We start from the raw sequence: 20,555 nt of genomic DNA, 5'->3' as shown, positions 1-20,555 counted from the left end.
AGGGGCAAGGAGTCCTTCCCCGCCCTTATGTCTGTCTTTACAATAGGTGCGCTTCACGCTTGTCAAAACTCTCTTTAGCAAGATCAACTAAACGTTCAATTAATTCTGGATAAGAAATTCCCATATTGTCCCAAAGCAATGGATACATAGACCATTGGGTAAATCCTGGCATAGTGTTAAGCTCATTTAGGAAAACTTCTCCCTTATCTGTATAGAAGAAGTCGCAACGTGATAAGCCAAGTCCACCAATAGCACGGAAGGCTACTTCTGCATTTTTACGCATGACTGCTACTACATCATCACTAATCTTGGCTGGAATATCCATAGTAATCTTGTTATCGATGTATTTTGCTTCGTAATCATAGAAGGCTACATCCTTGACAACTTCACCAGGAAGCGTGCTCTTGACATCATAGTTTCCTAAGAGGCCAACCTCGATTTCACGCGCATTTACTCCCTGTTCTACCAAGACACGACTATCGTACTTGAAGGCAAGCTCGAGAGCTTGGTGGAGCTCTTCTTTAGTTTCAGACTTAGAAATACCGACACTAGAACCCATATTTGATGGTTTAGTAAAGACTGGATAGGTTAATTTTTCTTCAACTTCAGCAATCTTAGAAGCCAAGTCATCCCCTTCAACAATGGCTACGTAAGGAACTTGGGCAATTCCAGCGGATTCCAAAACACGTTTGGTAGTGATCTTATCCATAGCAAGGCTTGAAGATAGGATATTACAACCGACATAAGGTATTTTCAAGACTTCTAAGAAACCTTGAACGGAACCGTCTTCTCCCATCGGTCCATGAAGAACTGGAAAGACAACTGCTCCTTCTTCGTAGATGGCACTTGGAGCAACTTTCTTGTCCCAATCAATCGTTTCATTAGTCATGAGGCGTTCATCTTGACCAGGAGTTTGGCTGAATTCTTGGGTTTTGATGAAATCACCAGACTGGCTGATAAAGAAGGTTTTGACTGCAAAACGGTCATAGTTAACCGCACGCATGACACTCTCAGCTGACAATACAGAGACTTCACGTTCTGCACTGCGTCCACCATATAATAGAATAATTGTTTGTTTCATATGATTGTCCTATTTCTACTAGAATACTCGCTTTTTAGTATATCACATTTGTTTATTTTTTTAAACTTGAATAGCAAAAAAGAGACTGTATTAAAAATAAATCCAGTCTCTTAATTTCTTGAAATCTTTTCTACTAACTAATTGCCTGTTCTATATCCTTACAGACTAAAGTTCGGTACGATTTTCGATGGCTCTTAGGAGCGTTACTTCGTCCGCATATTCGATATCTGCTCCTACTGCTAGACCTCGTGCTAGACGAGTAACCTTAATCCCTGCAGGTTTAAGTAGTCGAGAGATATACATGGAAGTCGCTTCACCATCTGCTGTTGCATTGGTGGCCACGATAACCTCTGAAACTTCGCTATCCATGAGGCGTGTCATGAGACTTTTGAGATTGATGTCATCTGGACTAATCCCATTCATAGGTGAAATGAGACCATGTAGGACATGGTAAAGCCCATGGTATTCCTGGATATTTTCCATAGCAGCAACATCTCGGCTATCCTCCAGAACCAGAATCGTAGACTGGTCACGGCTAGGATCGGTACAGATAGAACAAGGATCGTCATCTGTCAAGCGCCCACAAATAGAGCAATAGGTCAATTCTCGCTTGGCTGCAAGAAGATTTTTTGCAAATTCATTGACGTCATCATCCGACATCCCAATGGTATAAAAGGCCAGTCGGGTTGCTGTCTTAATCCCGATACCCGGAAGTTTAGAATAACTGTCAATCAGCTTAGCTATAGGTGTTGGGTAAAGCATGGCTTCCTTTCTAGTTCATTGGATGGTGTTGGTTGTATAGATTGATAATGTCGCGAGCAATCGAAGGTCCGACACCATTAGTTAGATTCGTATTATGCGGGAATACAACTGCGACTGCAATCTGCGGATTATCGGTTGGCGCATAGGCCACAGCATTAGTGTTGTTGGCTTTCTGACCACCATTCACGTAACTTTCGGCTGTACCAGTTTTCCCACTGATGGAGACTGCTGCACCATTTGAAAAGGCACGACCTGTCGTAAGAGCACTTGTCCCGTGCGATACTTGGTAAAAGCCTTGTTGCAAGATAGACATATCAGACTCAGAAATATTAATCTTATTCATTTCTGTGCTGTCCGTTTGCTTAATGAGTTCTCCCAAACCACCTTGTTCGTTGTTGTCGTAGACTCCTTCCACGATATGAGGAGCTAAGCGGACACCATTATTGGCAATAGTTGCCACATACTGAGCTAACTGCATCGGTGTGTAGTTATCAAACTGCCCAAAGGCATTATTTAGATAGTTGGCCAAATCGTAGTCTTTAGGAATAAAGCCTGTTGACTCATCCGGTAGGTCGATTCCTGTAGAAACTCCTAAACCATACTCACCGAAGGTTGAACGAAGTTTTCCCATGGCAGATTCGAGACTGTTGGTTCCTACTGTCATATTCGGCTGATAAGTTTGCCCCATGATTCCAAGAGCAGTTTGGACCATGTAGGTATTGGATGAATACTCCAAGGCCTCAACTGCTGTAATCGGGAAAGAACCATAATAAGGGGTATACCAGGAATTGATCGGCGCAGAACCTTGGAAGACGATTGGTTGATCTGTCAAGGTTTGATTTCCTGACAAGACCCCATTTTCCCAACCTGAACTGATGGTAGCTGCCTTAACGACAGATCCTGGTACGAAGACATTGGTGACAGTTCCGAGTGAGTCTGTGGTCAGTTCTCCAGTCTCTACATTGTGCTTCATTCCTGACATGGCTAATACAGCACCTGTCTTAGGATTGAGGGCTACTGCATAGACACCTTCAGAATATCTGGCTCCACCATTTGCAAGTTCTGAGTTGAAATAACTCTTCAAGAGACTGTCTACGCTATCTTGGAAGGCCAAATCAATGGTCAATTTGATATTTTTACCCTTGCTTCCTTCTTCGATATTTTCTACACTCTCCATGTCTCCGTGCTTGTCCAAATGGATTTCCTTGACGGTACGTTTTCCTTGCAAGACTTCTTCGTATTGCTTTTCAAGATAGGAAGTCCCAACACGGTCATTGAGTGAGTAACCTTTTTTCAAATAAGCGTCCACTTCTTCTGCTGGAAGACCAGATTTTTCACTCGAAACACTTCCAACTATAGATGAAAGAGAAGTTTCTAAGACTTTTCGGTCCCATGAAGTAGAGATGGAAATACCTGGCAATTCCTTAGATGCAGAAGCAATCACAGCTACCTGTGTATCGCTCAAAGGATCCGTTTGAATATTTCCTGTCGCAAAATTTTCTACTGCATTGAGCTGACTAAAGATATAGATTGCCTTCTTTTCATCCTCTGAGTAGTTTAATTGACTGGAAGTAATACTCTCAGCAGCGTTGTTATAGAGTTCAGATTCGGAAAGTTGATTGCCATCTGAATCATATCGTTTATCTTTTGGAAGAGCTTCAACTGTCTTCTTATAAACTTCAGCATCAGCCAAGTAGTAATCAGCCATTTGACGGTCCGTCAACTCTGGAGAGGTGACTGTGACATAGGTCAACAATTTTTTAGAAATATCCTTCAAATCAGCCGCAGTCATCTTGTTGCTTCGTGTAAAGGAAACAACTTGCTTAACGGTGTTTTGGACTAAAGGTTTTCCTGTTGCATCATAAATTTCTCCACGAGCGGAACCCATGGTTACTCGAGTTTGGCTAGCAGAAGCGAGTTTGTTTTCATAAAAATCCTTATGAAGAACTTGCATATAAAGCAAACGACCAATAATTGCTAAAAAGAGCAAAATGACGATTGCAAATAACAAATTAAGCCGTATCGGTATCGAGTGGCTATTGAATTTTCTCATACACATCAATCTCATTTCTAATCAAAATCACACTCTTCATTGTACCATAATTTAGGTAGAAAATTATGGAAAAAGAAAAGACTTTTCCTTTTTGGTCCAAAAAGTATTTTCTATGATATAATGGAGGTAAGCGCTATTTTATTTGTTAGATTTGTCAAAGTAATTTTGGCAAATAGCTATAAAAGGAGTTCCATGAATAAGCAAGATATCTCTACGATTATCGACCTTCACTTTGAAGAAATGACCGATTTAGAGCAAGAAATTGCCCGCTATTTTCTGCAGGCAGACACCATAAATGATGATTTATCCTCTCAACAAGTCACGCAAAAACTTCATATTTCCCAGGCGGCGCTCACTCGTTTTGCCAAGAAGTGTGGTTTTAAGGGCTATCGAGAATTCATCTTCAAATATCAACAACAAAAAGACACTCTTTCTGCTCCTCAACAGGATATGAATCCTTTGACTCAACGAGTTCTCAGAAGTTATGCAAATGTGCGAGAAATTTCTCAAGGATTGATTGACGATGAGCAGTTGGAACGTGTAGCTCAGATGATTGAGCGATCAGAACGCGTGTATTTTTTCGGAACTGGGAGTTCTGGTCTAGTCGCACGTGAGATGAAGCTACGTTTTATGAGATTGGGTGTCGTCTGTGAAGCCTTAACAGATCCAGACGGTTTTGCCTGGACGACTAGTATCATTGATGAAAAATGTTTGGTCTTTGGTTTTTCCCTCTCAGGAACAACACCGTCCATCATCGATAGTTTATTAGATGCCCAAGATATGGGAGCTAAGACAGTTCTATTTACAAGTTCACCGAATAAGGATACTCAAGCATTTACAGAAACTATTTTGGTCGCAAGCCAAAACCAAGCATCTTATATTCAACGAATTTCTGCTCAGATTCCAATGCTGATTATCATTGATTTACTCTACGCTTATTTCCTAGAGATCGATCGCGAAAGTAAAGAAAAAATCTTTAATAGCTATTGGGAGAATAATAGACTGAATGGTTATCGTAGAAACACAAGACATAGAAAACCCTGAAATTGAAAACCATTCAGGGCTTTCTGTTTGGAATAACTTCATCAATAAAAGGGAGTCCACTACGGGACTCCCTTTTTTTAGTGTTTAAAATACTTTCTTTGATTTAGTCTCTGCTAATCCTTCATCTCTTTTTTGAAGAAGAATAGCATTATTCCTGAAACAAGAGTGAGGGCAGGCAAGAGAGCTGAACTTACTTCTTCTCCTGTTGCCGGCAACTGTTTGCTTGTAGAATCTGCTACAGTTCCCTTAGCCTCTGCTAAAGGCTTATCTTCTCCCATAGGTTGTGGAGCAGGAGTTTCTACATTTGCTGGTGCACTTGGTTGAGCTGCATCCTTGTACACTACCGCATAGACACCTAGGTGTGGAGCTACAAATTCAAGTGCTGAACCTTTCTGTTCAAACTTCACTTCCTGCAATTCTCGATTTGCATTCATGGCATAGACATTGGCTACATCAGACGCCACAGCAACTTGAACAAGGGCTGCACCTTTCAATTGAACAAGTTCGCCTTTCTCATTCTTCAATTGAATTTGATAAGCATCGAAACGGCGACCTTCCAAGACCTGATCAGCAACCTTATCGACCTCTAGAACAGAACCACCATTGAGGTCCCCTTCTCGAGCAATCAGTTTCAAGTTTGTTGATGAATCTTTCAAGACCTTCAATGTGCTATCAGTTGATGGACTTTCTTCCTTAGTTCCAACTTCGACGATGCGATTTTGGGCTTCCTCACGTTCAACCTTAACAACCTTACGGTTGTCACCATCGACTTCTACATAAGTCGTTACTTGTCCGTCTTTTCCTTCAGAAACAACTCGTTCCTTACCTTTAGCTAAATCAGCATTCTCACGGCGAACAGTCTTGAAGGCGATTGGTTCTTTCTCTACTTTTAGATTTGGTAGGTTAAAGTCCAGGTTCATAACGCCTTCTGTCGGCATAGCAGTTCCTTCTTGAGTACCTACTTCAACGATGCGGTCTTGAGCTTCCTCACGTTCAACCTTAACAACCTTACGATCGCTGCCGTCAACTTCTACATAAGTCGTTACTTGTCCGTCTTTTCCTTCAGAAACGACTTGTTCCTTACCTTTAGCTAAGAGAGAATTTTCACGACGAATAGTGTTGAAGGCAATCGGATCTGTCGTTACTTCAAGGCTTGGTTGAGTTACACTCAATTCTTTAACACCTTCTGTTGGAAGATTTGAATGTTTCACTTCCTCTTCTGGCTTACTTGGTTCTTCTGGTTTGCTTGGCTCTTCTGGCTTACTTGGTTCCTCTGGTCTTGCAGGCTCTTCTGGAGCTGGTTCCTCTTTTGGAGTTGCTTGAAGCTTATTGATGGATACCAAAGCGTCTTGCAAGGCCTTATCTACTGCATCCTGAGTTTTGGCTTCTTCAATAGCAGCTAAGGCTTGTTCTGCTAGTTCAACTAGTTTCTTCTTAGCTTCCTTGTCATCACCCAACTCAGCTGTTTTACTTTTAATGGCTTCGGACAAGCTTGCCATAGCTTTATCGTAGTCAAGCTTAGGCTCTACTGGTTTGCTTGGTACCTCTGGCTGTGTTGGTTCTTCTGGTTTTGCTGGTTCTTCTGGTTTTGCTGGTTCTTCTGGTTTTGCTGGTTCTTCTGGCTTGCTTGCCTCCTCTGGTTTTGCTGGCTCCTCTGGTTTTGCTGGTTCCTCTGGTTTTGCTGGTTCTTCTGGCTTGCTTGGCTCCTCTTTTGGAGTTGCTTGAAGCTTATTGATGGATACCAACGCGTCTTGCAAGGCTTTTTCAACAGCATCCTGAGTCTTAGCTTCTTGGATAGCCGCAAGAGCTTGTTCTCCAAGTTCAACGAGTTTTTCCTGAGCAGCTACATCATCGGCAAGTTCTGTTGCTTTTTTCTCGATAGCTTCAGTCAAATCTGCAATCGCCTTATGGTAGTCAACTTTAGACTCTTCTGGTTTTGATGGCTCCTCTGGCTGTGCTGGTTCTTCTGGTTTTGATGGTTCCTCTTTTGGAGTTGCTTGAAGACTGTTGATAGATGCCAGAGCTGCTTGCAAGGCCTTATCTACCGCATCCTGAGTCTTAGCTTCTTGGATAGCTGTCAAGGCTTGCTCTGTTAATGCAACTAGCTTCTTCTTAGCTTCCTTGTCATCACCGAGCTCAGCTGTTTTTCTTTCAATCGCTTCGGTCAGACTTGCCATAGCCTTGTCATAGTTAGGCTCTTCTGGCTGTTTTGGTTCTTCTGGAGCCGGCTCCTCTTTCGGAGTTGCTTGAAGACTGTTGATAGATGCCAAAGCTGCTTGCAAGGCCTTATCTACTGCATCCTGAGTCTTGGCTTCTTGGATGGCTGTCAAGGCTTGCTCTGTTAATGCAACTAACTTCTTCTTAGCTTCCTTGTCATCACCAAGTTCAGCTGTTTTTCTTTCAATCGCTTCGGTCAGACTTGCCATAGCCTTGTCATAGTTTGGTTCTTCTGGCTGTTCTGGTGTTGGCGTATCATCTGTGCCATAATTTTCTTCCTTATCAAGGATCGTTTGCAAAGCTGCTACTGTCTTCAGAACTTCTTGTGCATTGGCTTCACTTGCTGAAAGTTGCTCAGATAATTTATCCAAGTTTGACTTGAAGGCTTGACGTGCCTCTGGAGTATTCTTCAAGCTTGTCTGGTCAAACTTAACCAACTCATCCTTCCAGTTCTTCATGGCTTGGATTAACTCTGCTTTGGTATAAAGAGCACTACCTTCACCATGAGTGATGAACTGGTCAACTTGGATACCAATATTTCTCGTAGTATCATTACGTTTTGGATCCAATTGCAAGGTTACAGCATGCCAACCTTCTTCGAGTCCAGTCAAACGAACAAGAGTCTGACCACCTTGACGAGTAGTAGCTGTACCACTGAAGTACTTCTTACCGTTGTACTCAGAAGCATTACCTAGGCCATCTTGATACTCGACTTTTCTACCGTCTAACGTCACCTTGTAGATACCATGTCCTGGATCCACATATCCTTTGATCTCAAGACCTGTTCCGTAGAAGTAGGCTGTTACGCTGGCATTTTTCTTCTGCTCTTCTGTCAAACGTCCAAATGACGCCCATGATTCTGTATTTTGGTATTTATCAGCTGAGTTCGTTTCATGGTTCCAACCTGGACTATAGTCAAGCTGAGTTGCCTGATCGTCATAGCTTGTTTGGTCTTTTATGAGCAATTCTGCCTTCATCACTCGAATAGTAGCTTCTGAAGCAAAACCAAGAAGGGCATTGTCAGAAACGCTAGTCATTTTCACTTTGAAGTCAAAGATTGAATCAGCTTGCTCTGTAAAGTCGATCGTTGGAATCGTGATTGTTTTCTCAGTTTCACCATCTTGGAAAGTCAGGTCAGCAGTTGTGTCCTTGTACACTTTACCATGAACCCCTGTTCCTGGTTCTGTTACAACATGGACTGTTGCTGTTCCTTTGCTACCACCAACACGTTTAATGGTTACAGTAACCGGTTGACCTTTTTGAACTTCATAGGTCGTTTCTTTCATCTCAAACATACCTTTACCAGCATTGTTGAGCGTGTAGATACCTTCCGTTGCAATAGGCTCGCCAGTCTTATTGACAAGCTTGATAGTATGTTCACCTGGAGCCAAGTCATCTGTTTCATAGACCATCTGACTACGCTTGCGAGCTGCATTTTTGGTTTGTACGTCTGCAACCTTTTGACCATCCACGTAAACGGACATTTCACCGTGGTTTGGATCAACTGTAGACACTACATATGCTTTTGTTCCAGTGAAACGGTAGGTTACACTAGCATCTTTTTGGTTAGTCCACATAGATGTTCCGCGGACGCCTTCAGATTCATCATACCAAGTTGTATTCTCTTTATCAGCAGTTGTATTTGAATGGTAATCTAGTCCTAGAGGGTAACCATCTGTCTTCTCGATACTGCTTGGTGTCTTATAAACAGAGAAGTTTGTCAAAATTGGAGTCGCTTGTGCACCAGTAATGGTTACACGAATCTTTTGTGCCTCTACTGGTTGACCTTGGATAAGACGACGATAGCCAACAGTCGAACCTTCACCGTATGGTACCCAACGTCCATTAAGTTCAACTTCAACCTTGAAGCCAGAGATACGTTGACCCTTAGCGATATCTTCTTTGAGTTCGACTACGTCAAAGCGTCTCTTTTGTCCAAGATCGACAGTAAATTCACCTGTCTTAGCATCATTTGCTAGTGCCCAGCTCGTATCATCCTTACCATCTGTCAAATGACTTGCTTGATACAAGTGATTCTTACGAGTAGAGCTTGCAGTTACAGTTGCACCCTTAGCGAAGTCAGTCGCATACATTTGATCCAAGGTTGCTCGGAATTCTTGCAAGCGAGCCACGTCTGCATCTGCGAATTTACCTTCTTTATTAGGTGGAATATTGAGGAGAAGTGGCGTTCCACGACCAACAGACTTGAAGTAGATATCCATCAAATCTTTGATTGATTTTGGCTGTTGATTGTCATGGTAGAACCAACCTGATCGGATAGAAACGTCTGCTTCACCAACTGAGTACATATCTCCTTCTGGATCTCCATGGTTAAGATATTCATTCTTCACATCATCAGTGATTTTAGCTTTCTTGACCTTATGCCAAACTGGATCTCCTGCGATACCACGTTCATTACCGATCCAACGGACACTTGTCGGTTGAGCAGAGAAGATAGCGATATCTCCTTCAGCTTCCTTGATGTACTTGAACCACTCATCAAAGGTATACGTTACTTTTTGAGCTCCGCTACCACGCGCACCGTCCATCCAAACTTCGATGAATTTACCTTTGTTTCCGTATTTAGGATTGCCAAGGATTTCCTTGAGTTGGTTGAGGTAGTATTCGTTGTACTCTTTCTCAGTTGCAACATGATATTTAGGATGGTTGGCATCCCATGGTGATAAGTAAACACCCATATTCATGTCATACTTAGTTGCTGATTTAGAGATTTCTTCGAGAAGGTCACCCTTACCATCTTTCCATGGACTTGCAGCCACCGTATGGTCTGTATATTTAGATGGATAAATCACAAATCCGTCATGGTGTTTTACAACCATGATTGTTCGTTTGAATCCAGCATCCTTCAAAGTCTTAATCCACTGATCTGTATCAAGGTTAGTTGGATTGAAGTACTGAGGATTTTCTCTACCGTTCCCCCACTCAGAGTTGGTATAAGTATTCATACCATAGTGGATGAAGGCAGCCAATTCTTCCTTGTGGTAGTCCAATTGAGCCTTGCTTGGAAGTGGACCGTAAGCAGCAATTTCTGTTTCTTCATCTTTTGGATCAACTACTGGAGTTACAGGAGTTGCTGGTTTTGGATCTTCAATCTTTTCGTATTCAAAAATAACTTCATTCACCCCTTTATGCTTGATAGTTGCTTCTTGACTTGCATTTACTGCACGATAACCTGCAATTTCTTTGGCTTGGAATTTATGAACAAAGGAAACATCGTATTCTTTACCTTCGTTATTATCCACATCTGCAGTTGTCAACTCTTTATCAGAGTCTTTTAAGCGATAGTGAACCTCAAAGGAACCTTTGTTCACTTTATAAACCACCTTGATGACGCGAGTTCCTGCAGGAGCCTTGCTCACAACACTATAATCATCTTCCCAAGCGTCTTTCAATTGTTTATTGACAGCTTTGCCATCAATCGATACAATCTCATATTTTTCTTTATTCTTCTTGAAGAAGTCAGTCTTTTCAATTTCTGTTTTATAGTTATAGTTGAATTGAGCACCAACTTCTGCCTTATCTACAAAGGTATCGTTTTCTTTGACTGGGTTATCATTTTGGTCCACATGCTCGATAACTACACGGCCATAGTCAACGCCTTCAAGGAGAGTTGCTACACCACTTTCATCGAATGAATATTTGTTTTCACCGATAACTGCTGTCTTATTTCTTAACATTTCTCCCTCTGGAGTAAAGTAATAACGGCTACCGTTATCGCCTTGATACCAGCCTTTAACACCGTATTTATCAATGATGCCTTTAGCCCATGCTAGTTGTTCTGGAGATAGAACTAGACCTCCACCGAAGCGGTCTTTTTCAGCAATGTTCGCATTATCAACAGTACCACGTTGGTGGATCCCAATGACCTTACCATCACCGTTGATAATTCCACCACCAGAAAGACCTGATACAGAAGTCAAACGATAGGTAACACCTACTGTTCCCTTATCATCATACTTTTCAGTATCTCTAACGACACCGTCTGCCTTATACAATTGACCAGGTACAATTGGTTCCTTCAATTCTGGAGAAGTTGAATCTGTAGGATAGCCAATTGTGCTCACAGGTTCTCCAGCTTTGTATTCCCGATGCTCTGCTAACGGAGTAAAGGTTGCTGCCTTATTTGGACTTGCAATCTGTACTGGAACTGGAGCCACAACCAAGGCTAGGTCATTCTTGTATCCTTCACCAAACTTATCTTTATTCCAGAAATGAATATCCTTTTCTTGGAACAAAACAGTTTTTCCTGAAGTTGGCAATGATCTTTCTTTTGGAGTATTAGAACCAACATTGTAGTAGAACTTAGCAGTATCACCACCTAAGATATTACCAGCATTGGTTTCGGCATCCTTCTTCAAGAAATTGTGAGCGACTGTCAGCATGATATTTGGAGCCACAAAGATACCTGAACCTGAATTGAGGTAACGCTGAGTTCCACCGTCTGCTAGAGGTGAACTGTAGATTGTGTAAATCATGGTAGCCGATGTAGCTGGTTGCCCCTCATAATTGATATGCTTAAGGTCTTGGCCACCATTGATAATGGCTCTATTTTCTTTTTTGCCTTCAGTTGTACTTGCTTCTTCAGCTTTTAAAATACTTTTAGTTTCAACTTTCGGGCTATCTTTTTCTGATACAATCGCTGAACTGTCAAGTTTCTTCACTGGTGTATCAGGATAGGCACGGTCAGGAATTTCTACTGGAAGTAAATCTCCAGCCTCTTCAGTAGTTTTAGTTTCTTCTGTTACTTTTTCTGTAGCAGGAGCTGCTTGTTCAGCAACTTCTTCTTTTACAGGACTCACTACTTCTTTAGTTTCCTTAACTGCTTCAACTTTTTCTTTATCGACATCGATTACTTCTTTGGCCTGACCTTCTACTTCCAGTTTTGGCTCTGTCACAACTTCGTTAGCGGCAACATTTCCAGATGCAAAAAAAGCCAGTCCAACTGCCACAGAGGCTACACCAACCGTTAGTTTACGAATACTGAATATACGACTTTTTTCTAAAAAATACTGTTTCATCAAATTCTCCTAATGAACAAAAGCAGTCAGCTACTGCAAGAGCCCAGTTTCTGCTGGCGACAATTCTATTTCTCAGTGCTACTTTAAAACTCTTCTTCCTCCCACTCTTATCTTCTGTTTAGATTCATTTTTAGAAATCGCTTACATTTTTCTGAATAAAAAAATGACTTGATTTTACAACCGCTTTTTCGAGATTTCTCAGTATAATAAATATACTATATTATCCCAAGAAATGCAAGGGCTTCCAAAGTTTTATTAAAGTTTTACCTAGCTTTTTTCCTGCCAAAAAAACCCTAAATTGGCAAAGCCAATTTAGGACTGTTTGGTTCTGAAATGATAATAAGCACCGAGCATGCCAGCAGTATTTTGATGGTGGGCAAATTCAAGTCGAGTCTTGTCTGCCAAGCTTGGAACAAGCGAATCTTTCAAAGCCTTACGGATTTTTGGTTTCAAAATTGCTTCTTGCCCCATGATACCACCACCAAGGATGACAACTTCTGGATTGGCAACATAACAAATATTTGCGAGACCCTTACCAAGGTATTCTACCATGCGGTCAATTCCCTCCATACAGAGTTTATTGCCTTCGGTAGCTTCTTTGAAAATTCTGCGACCGTTCCACTGTTCCACTTCATCTCCATGTGCATCAGCCACATACTTAACAAGAGCTGTCGTAGACGCTAAATCCTGGAAAGCTCCATCCTGCATGTGCAGATAACCAACCTCACAGGCAGAATTACTAAAGCCATGGAAAACTTGTCCATCTATGATCAAGCAGCCACCGATACCAGTCCCAATCGTCAAGCAAAGGGTAATATTTGCACCCTTTCCTGAACCAGAGACAGCTTCAGCAAGCCCTGCACAGTTAACATCATTTTCAATTTCACAAGGAATGTTAAAGCTTTCTTCGATTTCCTTTTTAAATTGGGTCCCGGCATAATTTGGAATCTGTGGACCAGCGTAGAAAATCTCACCCTTATCAGGATCAACCATTCCCGCAGAGGAAATGGCTACACCTGACACTGGTCCTTTTTCTAGATAGCTAGCTACGATATCTTTTGTTTTCTGTAAGATGTGTGGACCACCCTTGTGAGCCTCAGTCGCTACTTCGTTAGTCTCTACAAGTTGTCCCTCTTGGTCAATTAAACCGTATTTGATATTAGTTCCACCAATATCAATTGCAACGTAATTAGTCATAAAGCCTCCTATTGATTAGAGGAAACGCTCCTTAGTTTCACGAATCAATTGAGCAGCTGCTTCTACAACTGGACGATCTTCTTCGGTCACTGGTGTAAGTGGAGAACGAACTGATCCGATGTTAAGCCCTTCATTGATTTTCAAGACTTCTTTAATCACACAGTACATATTCCCATGAGCTGCAGTCAATTTACCGATGATAGCGTTGATAGCGTATTGCAATTCACGCGCTGTTTCTAGGTCTTTATCCGCAATCAATTGGTTGAGTTTCAAGAAGAGTTCTGGCATAGCACCATAAGTACCACCGATACCAGCTTTTGCTCCCATGAGACGTCCGCCTAGGAATTGTTCGTCTGGACCATTAAAGACGATATGATCATCACCACCAAGACTAACAAAAGTTTGGATATCTTGAACTGGCATTGAAGAATTTTTAACACCAATGACACGTGGGTTTTTCAACATTTCTGTGTAAAGACTTGGAGTCAAAGCAACACCTGCCAATTGAGGAATGTTGTAGATAACATAGTCTGTATTTGGTGCTGCAGCACTGATGTCGTTCCAGTATTTAGCAACTGAGTACTCAGGCAAACGGAAGTAAATTGGTGGGATTGTTGCAATAGCATCAACACCCAAGCTTTCTGCATGACGAGCCAATTCAATACTATCTTTTGTATTGTTGCAAGCTACGTGAGCAATGATGGTCAATTTACCTTTAGCAACTGCCATAACTTCTTCCAAGATCAATTTACGGTCTTCTACACTTTGGTAGATACACTCACCTGAAGAACCATTAACGTAAAGTCCTTGAACACCTTTATCAATAAAGTATTGTACCAAGGCACGAGTACGTTCTGGGCTAACTTCACCCGCATCATCATAACATGCGTAGAAGGCAGGAATGACACCTTCATATTTTTTTAAATCTGACATAGATTTCTCCTAAGATTTCTTTTTTCTGCTTTGAGCAGATGATTTTTTACTATTTTAGTATACACCTTGTAAAAAGCGCTTTCAATACATCTTAGCCACTTAGATTTTAATTTCTATTCATCTCCCATAGCTTTTCTTGTTTGAAAGTAGTTTCATATCATTTTCAATCTGCTTGATATTTAGCAAACAATTTTTCCATTAATCCAGCTTGGCAAAAGGCAAGAAGACCAAAGCCAAAGAGTAGAAATGCTGAACCACCAAGCACTAGAGTAAAGCCTGATAGATAGAGAAGCATAATGATTAACAAAATAATTGCAAGCATCAAGAAGAACCAAACGAAGTTAAAGCTGACCAAAAGCAAGCCCTTTTGAAGCACTTCTTTCCAAGTTAATTCATAGCGTGCAGCAATTGGATAGCTAGCCAACATAACTAGGGTTAAAAATATCAGAATTCCCAAGCAAATAGCTTTAATAAGCTGAAAGGCAACACCAGTTTGACTCCAAAATAGTGATAAGTCAATCACACTGATCAAAAAGATTCCTAATTCCAGCAAACCTAACTGAAAACCTAATTTCAAATTTTGCTTGAAGGCTCTAATATAGATTTTGAAAACAGGAATACGACGGCTGTGCTTCACTTCAAAGATTGTCTGATAGAGACTGATTTTAGCTACTCCAATAGTCACAATAGGCAGACAAGACACAACAAAGAGTAGGTTAACCGTCACGATATCTAAAACTTTCTCGCAAAAACGCATCAGAAAGTTATCCGTATCGAATGCCGCTTTTATCAATCCAGATCCTTTATGTGCCATTGTTTCTCCTCCTAACTGACTAATCGATTAAAATTTTAAATAAATATTTGCGAACTTTATCTTCCATACCTGCATAACCGTTAGGCTGATGAGGTTCTCCTGGGAAGAAAACTGCAAAATTGTGATATCCCAACAAGAGTGGGTATTGTTCGTGACAATGAACAAAGCCAATATCGCTAGCTTCATCAAAGGCTACAGCCTCATCTTTGATACGAGAACCGTAGCTAGAATACTCATGTCCTTCAACTAACAAATGCAAGTCTGCATAGTTTTTGTGGTGCTCAAAGCGATCATTTTCTTCTTTGTTGAGAACATTTTCCTGTACAACTAAGAAGACCTTATCTCCATCAATATCGTATTTACCTAATTCAAAGTTATCTTTACGATGCTCATAGAGATAATCGATGGCCTTATCGAGATTTGGATGAATTCCCTTGTAAAAGCTAATGTTTTTTAAATCATCAAAAATCATAGTAATTTCCTTTACCTGATTGTTATCTTCAGACACAAAATGTCTAGCCAGTAAGTTTATAAGTGTCTAACAAAACTTCATGAAGTAAGCAACTCCTATCCATTTTGTAGACACTTATAATACTGTATCGTTTTCAATAAATAGATTTTCCTATTCTCAATTAAAATTGAAGAGCAAACTAGGAAGCAATCCGCAGGCTGTACTTGAGTACGGCAAGGAGTCGCTGACGTGGTTTGAATTCAATTTTCGCAGAGTATTAACCTTTAACGGCTCCCATAGTAATCCCTTGAGTGAAGGATTTTTGGAAGACAAGGAAGACTGTTACGATTGGCACCGCTGCAAGAGCAGCCCCTGCCATGATTAATCCATAGTTGGTTGCCATTTCAGCCTGCATGGTTGCAACCCCTAGTGAGATGGTCAAGTTGTTACGAGATGTCAACATAACCAACTGCATGAAGTAGTCATTCCATGTATTGATGAAGGTAAAGATTGCAAGAGCTGCAAATCCTGGTTTCACAATAGGGAAGGCTACGCTCCAGAAAGTACGAATCTCACCACATCCATCGATTTTAGCAGATTCGAGCAATTCTGTTGGAATGTTTTCACTGAACTGTTTCATGAGGAAGACCCCAAATGGCCATCCGATCAAAGGCAAGATAACCGCCCAAAGAGTGTCATGGATTCCCATGAAGTTGACGATACGTACCAATGGTACAAGGACAACTTGTTTTGGAAGAGCCATGGCAGCGATAAAGATAGCGAATAGAATGCGTTGTCCATAGAAGCGTTTCTTAGCCAATACATAACCTGCTAGGGATGAAGTTGCACAAACCAAGAACATAGTTACCAATGAAATGAAGACTGAGTTCCACATCCATTGCAAGGCTGGGTTTTGCACCATCAATTGTTGGAAGTTCTCCATTGTTGGAGCTTTAGGGAACCATTGTGGTGGAATCATAATGGTATCTGGTTGTGATTTGAATGCACCTGTCAAAATCCAGTAGAATGGAAAGATAAAGAGTACAGTCAATAAAAGCAAGAAGATGGTTGAAATAACAGTGAAGGCTGTTAAAGGTTTCTTTTGTGTAGATTGCATAGCTGTCTCCTTTCTATTAATATTCTACGTCGTTTCCAAGTACTTTAAATTGAACAAAGCTGACAATTGCGATCATAACTGCCAAGAATACACCAATAGTATTGGCATAACCATACTCAGTCAATTGGAAGGCTTTTTCGTAAAGGTAGTACATGAGTGTACTTGTTGAGTAGTTTGGACCACCGGAAGTCAAAAGCTGAATCAAAGCGAAACACTGGAATGAGTTGATTGTTGTAATGATTGCGATATAAAGAGTTGTTGGAAGGAGGCTTGGCCATTTAATCTTCCAGAAAACTTGTAACTCAGTAGCTCCGTCGACACGTGCCGCTTCAACAAGAGAGTTGTCAATATTACCCATTGCAGCGATGTAGAGGATGATTGGTTGACCAACTGATGTTGTCAAAAGAATAATCATAATCGCCATCAAAGCCCAGTTTTTGTCACCCAACCAAGAAATGTTTTGGCTAATGATATGGCTTGACTTAAGCACGAAATTCAAAATACCTGATAGAGGATCATAAATCCATTTCCATACAACCGTTACGGCAACACTACCTGTTACAACAGGAAGGAAGAATACGAAACGATAGAAGGATCTAGCAACTGCATTTTGTTGGTAAGTTTGTGATGCCACAAATAGTGAGAATAGTACAACGACTGGTACAGATCCGATAACTAAGATTACGGTATTAATCAAAGATTTTGTAAAGACAGGGTCTTTAAACATGCGGATGTAGTTGTCAAGTCCCACAAACTCAAAGCTAGTCATCGAGTAGTTAAAGAAACTAGTGATGAATCCCATGATCATTGGAGCTAGGACAAAGACGGTAAAGAAGATTAATACTGGTGCTAAGAAAGCATAAGAAACAATTGTTTCTCTCATGCGAATTTTATTGACTTTCACAGTTGGCACCTCACTTTCAAATAGTTTTTGTTTTTTTGATTGTCGTCTGACATTGATGTAAAATCAAAATGAAATTTTTTCCAAGAAAAGCCTATGTAAGAACTTCATTTTAATTTTGACCTGTCAGTTCCTTACATTTTTTAAACAAAACTCCCCCTTTTCGTACACAGATGTGCACAGGGAAAAGGGGGTGATTTTACTTTTTATTTAGGGCTTATTGTTTAGCTGCTTTTTTGATTGTTTCATTCGCTTTTTCAGTGAATGTCTTCAAAGCTGCAGCAGGTTGTTCGTCACCGTTAGACACTGATTGCAACATTGGGAACCATAGAGTTCTCATTTCAGCAAATCCGTCGATTGTGTTGTAGTATGGAGAGTAGTATTGAGTCCAACCACTGATTGTTTCCATACGTTTGTCGTCGTAAAGTTTTCCAAATGAAGTACGAACTGGGAAGGCACCTGTACGAACTACGTCTTTAGGACCCCATTCTTTATCATCAGCGATGAATTGGATGAATTTCTTAGCAGCAGCAACTTTCTTTTCATCTTTGTTGTTAAATACTGCAAATCCGTTTACAAGGTACTCAAGAGCTGGTTTGCCTGAATCAGATGGGAATGGAACTTCTACCACTTCAACTTTACTTGCTTCCAAGAGTTTAGCTTGGATACCGTTTTGAGCTGGTGCCCAAAGGATTGTGTATGATGTTTGACCGTTTGCAAAGTTTTGGATGTCTGCTCCACCGTCAAATTGTGAACCGTTGTTCAACAGACCATCTTTAATCCAGCTAGTTGCTTTTTCAAGACCTTTGACGAACTTAGGATCGTCAGTTGTGTATTTAGTAACTTCTTTGTCTGTTACAGAACCGCCGTAAAGGTTAGCGATGAAGGCACGTGTTCCTTGGTCTCCCCCTTGACCAGAACTGAACAATGAACCTGGAGTGTATCCTTTGTCTTTAAGTGCTTTCAAGACTTTTTCAAAATCATCTGTTGTCCAACCTTCTTTAACAAGGTTAGCTACACCAGCATCTTCCAACATTTTCTTGTTCATAGCCATGTAGAATGGTGCAGAACTGATTGGATACATGTATGCTTTATCGCCAGCTTTACTTGCTTGAATGATGTTTTCATTGTTAACATCTTTAACAAATTCATCTGTAAAGAGGTCATTCAACTCAGCTAATTTACCATTTTTACCGTAATTAATGATACGACCTGGTGCATCGAAAAGTACATCTGGAGCAGTTCCAGCTTCAATAGCTGTCGTGATTTTTTCTGGACCAGATTTGAAGTCGATTGTTTCTAGTTTAACTTTGATATCTGGGTTTGCTTTTTCGAAAGCTTCGATGATAGATTTTTCATAAGTTCCAACACCGTCACCAGATTTTTCTTGGGTGAAGACTGGGAAAGCCCACCAAGTGATTTCAGTTTTTCCTGCATCACTTGCAGCGTCTTTTTTAGCGTCTGATTTGCCACAAGCAGCAAGAGATAGAACAGCAGCACCCGCAAGTACTGTACAAGCTAGTTTTCTAAATTTCATTAGTATTCTCCTAAATGATGATGTGCGTATCCGAAACGGATAATGAGTATTGACAACTTTGTATACGTTTACATTTTGTTTTACGAATCAACCACTCTCCTCGTGTTTTAATTATCTTATTTGAGACCTGCAACAAATCGTTCCGTGATCTCTTTTGGTCTAGTAATAGCGCCACCAACTACGATGCCTCGCACTCCGTAACCTAGGATTTGCTTAGCCTGTTCTGGTGTATGAATTTTTCCTTCTGCGATGACGTCTACACCTGCATCGCATAGTTTCTTGATGAGTTCAAAATCTGGACCATCCACTTTTGGACTATAAGATGTGTAGCCTGACAAAGTTGTTCCGACAAAGTCGATTCCCGCCTCAACTGCTGTTAGTCCTTCTTCAAAGGTACTTGTGTCAGCCATCAAGAGTTGGTTTGGATATTTTTCTTTGACTTGACGGATAAATTCTTGAATCTCTAGGCCATCATGGCGTTCTCTCTTGGTACAATCTAGAGCGATTACCTCAATATCTAGAGCTGCTAGTTCATCAACTTCTTTCATAGTAGCTGTGATGAATGGTTCCTGTGGTGGATAATCACGTTTGATAATTCCGATAATCGGAAGATTTGTGACCTCTTTGATTTCCTTAATATCCCGAACACTATTTGCTCGGATACCGACTGCTCCACCTTGCTCAGCCGCTTTGACTAGCAAGGGCATTACACCTCCCGCTTCTGTATAAAGCGGTTCGTGAGGAAGTGCCTGACAAGAAACGATGATTCCATCTTTAATCTGCTCAATCAAAGCTTCTTTACTGATCTGTGGCATCCACTTTCCTCCTTTTCTTTTTTCTTATGAGCCTATTATATATCATTTTTAAAGCGCTTTCAATAACTTGTACTAGAATAGATTGAAGTTTCAAAACAATTTTATGAAACAGAATCTCCTGAAAGTAGTTTCAGAGAGAAAAACCCGAATTATAATCGCCTTCCGTCCGCTTATTTCTACTAGGATCTTCGCTTTCTACAAATAAAGAGCCTGTAACGAATGAACGTTACAGACCCTTCTAATATAAGTCTAAACTTTTTTTATAGAGACTTTTTAGATTCAATGTTACCATTAATCTTCTTTTTTCTTAGCCATTCCAAACAAGCCGAGAAGCATTCCAACCATTCCCACAGATACTAGAGGAGTTGAAACCTCACTTCCTGTTGCAGGGAGAGTTGGTTGTTGTGGTTGAGCTGCTGGAGCTTGATATGTCTTGTCTTGCTGTGCTACTAAAGTGACAAGCGGTTTTTCTTCAACCTTATATTCCGAAAGTTCGTTTTTGGCTGCTTCGACTGCATTTACTCCGCCTGTGAATTCTGGAAGCTCATTCTTGAGCGCTTCAACTGCGTTTACTCCGCCTGTGAATTCTGGAAG

At 40.8% G+C, this 20,555-nt stretch carries 14 protein-coding genes; 1 reads left to right on the top strand and 13 read right to left on the bottom strand.

What is annotated here, in order from left to right; genetic code table 11:
- Positions 1-37: 37 nt before the first annotated feature.
- From K1I61_RS07750 to pbp2b, 3 genes are all read right to left on the bottom strand, one after another.
- Positions 38-1,081, bottom strand: a complete 1,044-nt coding sequence (locus K1I61_RS07750) for a D-alanine--D-alanine ligase (RefSeq protein ID WP_223334643.1) — start codon at positions 1,079-1,081, stop codon at positions 38-40.
- 165 nt (positions 1,082-1,246) lie between these two features.
- Complete coding sequence (gene recR / locus K1I61_RS07745) at positions 1,247-1,843, bottom strand: recombination mediator RecR (protein WP_000966747.1); 597 nt, start codon at positions 1,841-1,843, stop codon at positions 1,247-1,249.
- A 10-nt stretch (positions 1,844-1,853) separates the two neighbouring features.
- Positions 1,854-3,896, bottom strand: coding sequence for a penicillin-binding protein PBP2B (gene pbp2b / locus K1I61_RS07740; protein ID WP_276530038.1), 2,043 nt, complete (start codon positions 3,894-3,896; stop codon positions 1,854-1,856).
- A gap of 192 nt (positions 3,897-4,088) precedes the next feature.
- Between pbp2b and K1I61_RS07735 the strand changes: the two genes are divergently transcribed.
- Positions 4,089-4,940, top strand: coding sequence for a MurR/RpiR family transcriptional regulator (locus K1I61_RS07735; protein ID WP_223334647.1), 852 nt, complete (start codon positions 4,089-4,091; stop codon positions 4,938-4,940).
- A 113-nt stretch (positions 4,941-5,053) separates the two neighbouring features.
- Here K1I61_RS07735 and K1I61_RS07730 read toward each other — a convergent pair whose 3' ends face one another.
- The 10 genes from K1I61_RS07730 to K1I61_RS07685 all read right to left on the bottom strand — a co-directional run.
- Complete coding sequence (locus tag K1I61_RS07730) at positions 5,054-12,196, bottom strand: alpha-L-fucosidase (RefSeq protein WP_223335814.1); 7,143 nt, start codon at positions 12,194-12,196, stop codon at positions 5,054-5,056.
- A gap of 312 nt (positions 12,197-12,508) precedes the next feature.
- Positions 12,509-13,393, bottom strand: coding sequence for an ROK family protein (locus K1I61_RS07725; RefSeq protein ID WP_049494263.1), 885 nt, complete (start codon positions 13,391-13,393; stop codon positions 12,509-12,511).
- A gap of 15 nt (positions 13,394-13,408) precedes the next feature.
- Positions 13,409-14,326, bottom strand: coding sequence for a dihydrodipicolinate synthase family protein (locus K1I61_RS07720; protein WP_006149428.1), 918 nt, complete (start codon positions 14,324-14,326; stop codon positions 13,409-13,411).
- 163 nt (positions 14,327-14,489) lie between these two features.
- Entirely contained in the window at positions 14,490-15,140 is a 651-nt protein-coding gene (locus tag K1I61_RS07715) for a YesL family protein (RefSeq protein WP_006152862.1), read from the bottom strand.
- Positions 15,141-15,159: 19 nt separating this feature from the next.
- A complete protein-coding gene (locus tag K1I61_RS07710; RefSeq protein WP_004250815.1) occupies positions 15,160-15,612 on the bottom strand; it encodes a NanQ anomerase/TabA/YiaL family protein in 453 nt (150 codons plus the stop codon).
- A gap of 256 nt (positions 15,613-15,868) precedes the next feature.
- Positions 15,869-16,708: a carbohydrate ABC transporter permease gene (locus K1I61_RS07705; protein ID WP_004250812.1), complete on the bottom strand. Its 840-nt coding sequence runs from the start codon at positions 16,706-16,708 to the stop codon at positions 15,869-15,871.
- 16 nt (positions 16,709-16,724) lie between these two features.
- Entirely contained in the window at positions 16,725-17,591 is an 867-nt protein-coding gene (locus tag K1I61_RS07700) for a carbohydrate ABC transporter permease (RefSeq protein ID WP_053092415.1), read from the bottom strand.
- Positions 17,592-17,826: 235 nt separating this feature from the next.
- The gene (locus K1I61_RS07695) at positions 17,827-19,146 is read right to left on the bottom strand and encodes an ABC transporter substrate-binding protein (RefSeq protein WP_006149425.1); all 1,320 of its coding nucleotides are present in this window, start codon (positions 19,144-19,146) and stop codon (positions 17,827-17,829) included.
- Between the two features lie 116 nt (positions 19,147-19,262).
- Complete coding sequence (locus K1I61_RS07690) at positions 19,263-19,961, bottom strand: N-acetylmannosamine-6-phosphate 2-epimerase (protein WP_223334651.1); 699 nt, start codon at positions 19,959-19,961, stop codon at positions 19,263-19,265.
- A 291-nt stretch (positions 19,962-20,252) separates the two neighbouring features.
- Positions 20,253-20,555, bottom strand: a 303-nt coding sequence (locus tag K1I61_RS07685) for an SIALI-17 repeat-containing surface protein (protein ID WP_223335813.1), incomplete at its 5' end; no start/stop codon positions are given.

Origin of the sequence: Streptococcus infantis, assembly GCF_019929665.1 — a bacterium.
Classification (GTDB): Bacteria; Bacillota; Bacilli; order Lactobacillales; family Streptococcaceae; genus Streptococcus; species Streptococcus infantis_H.
The sequence above is the reverse complement of the archived record's forward strand: the minus strand, read 5'-3'. Positions and strand labels throughout refer to the sequence as shown.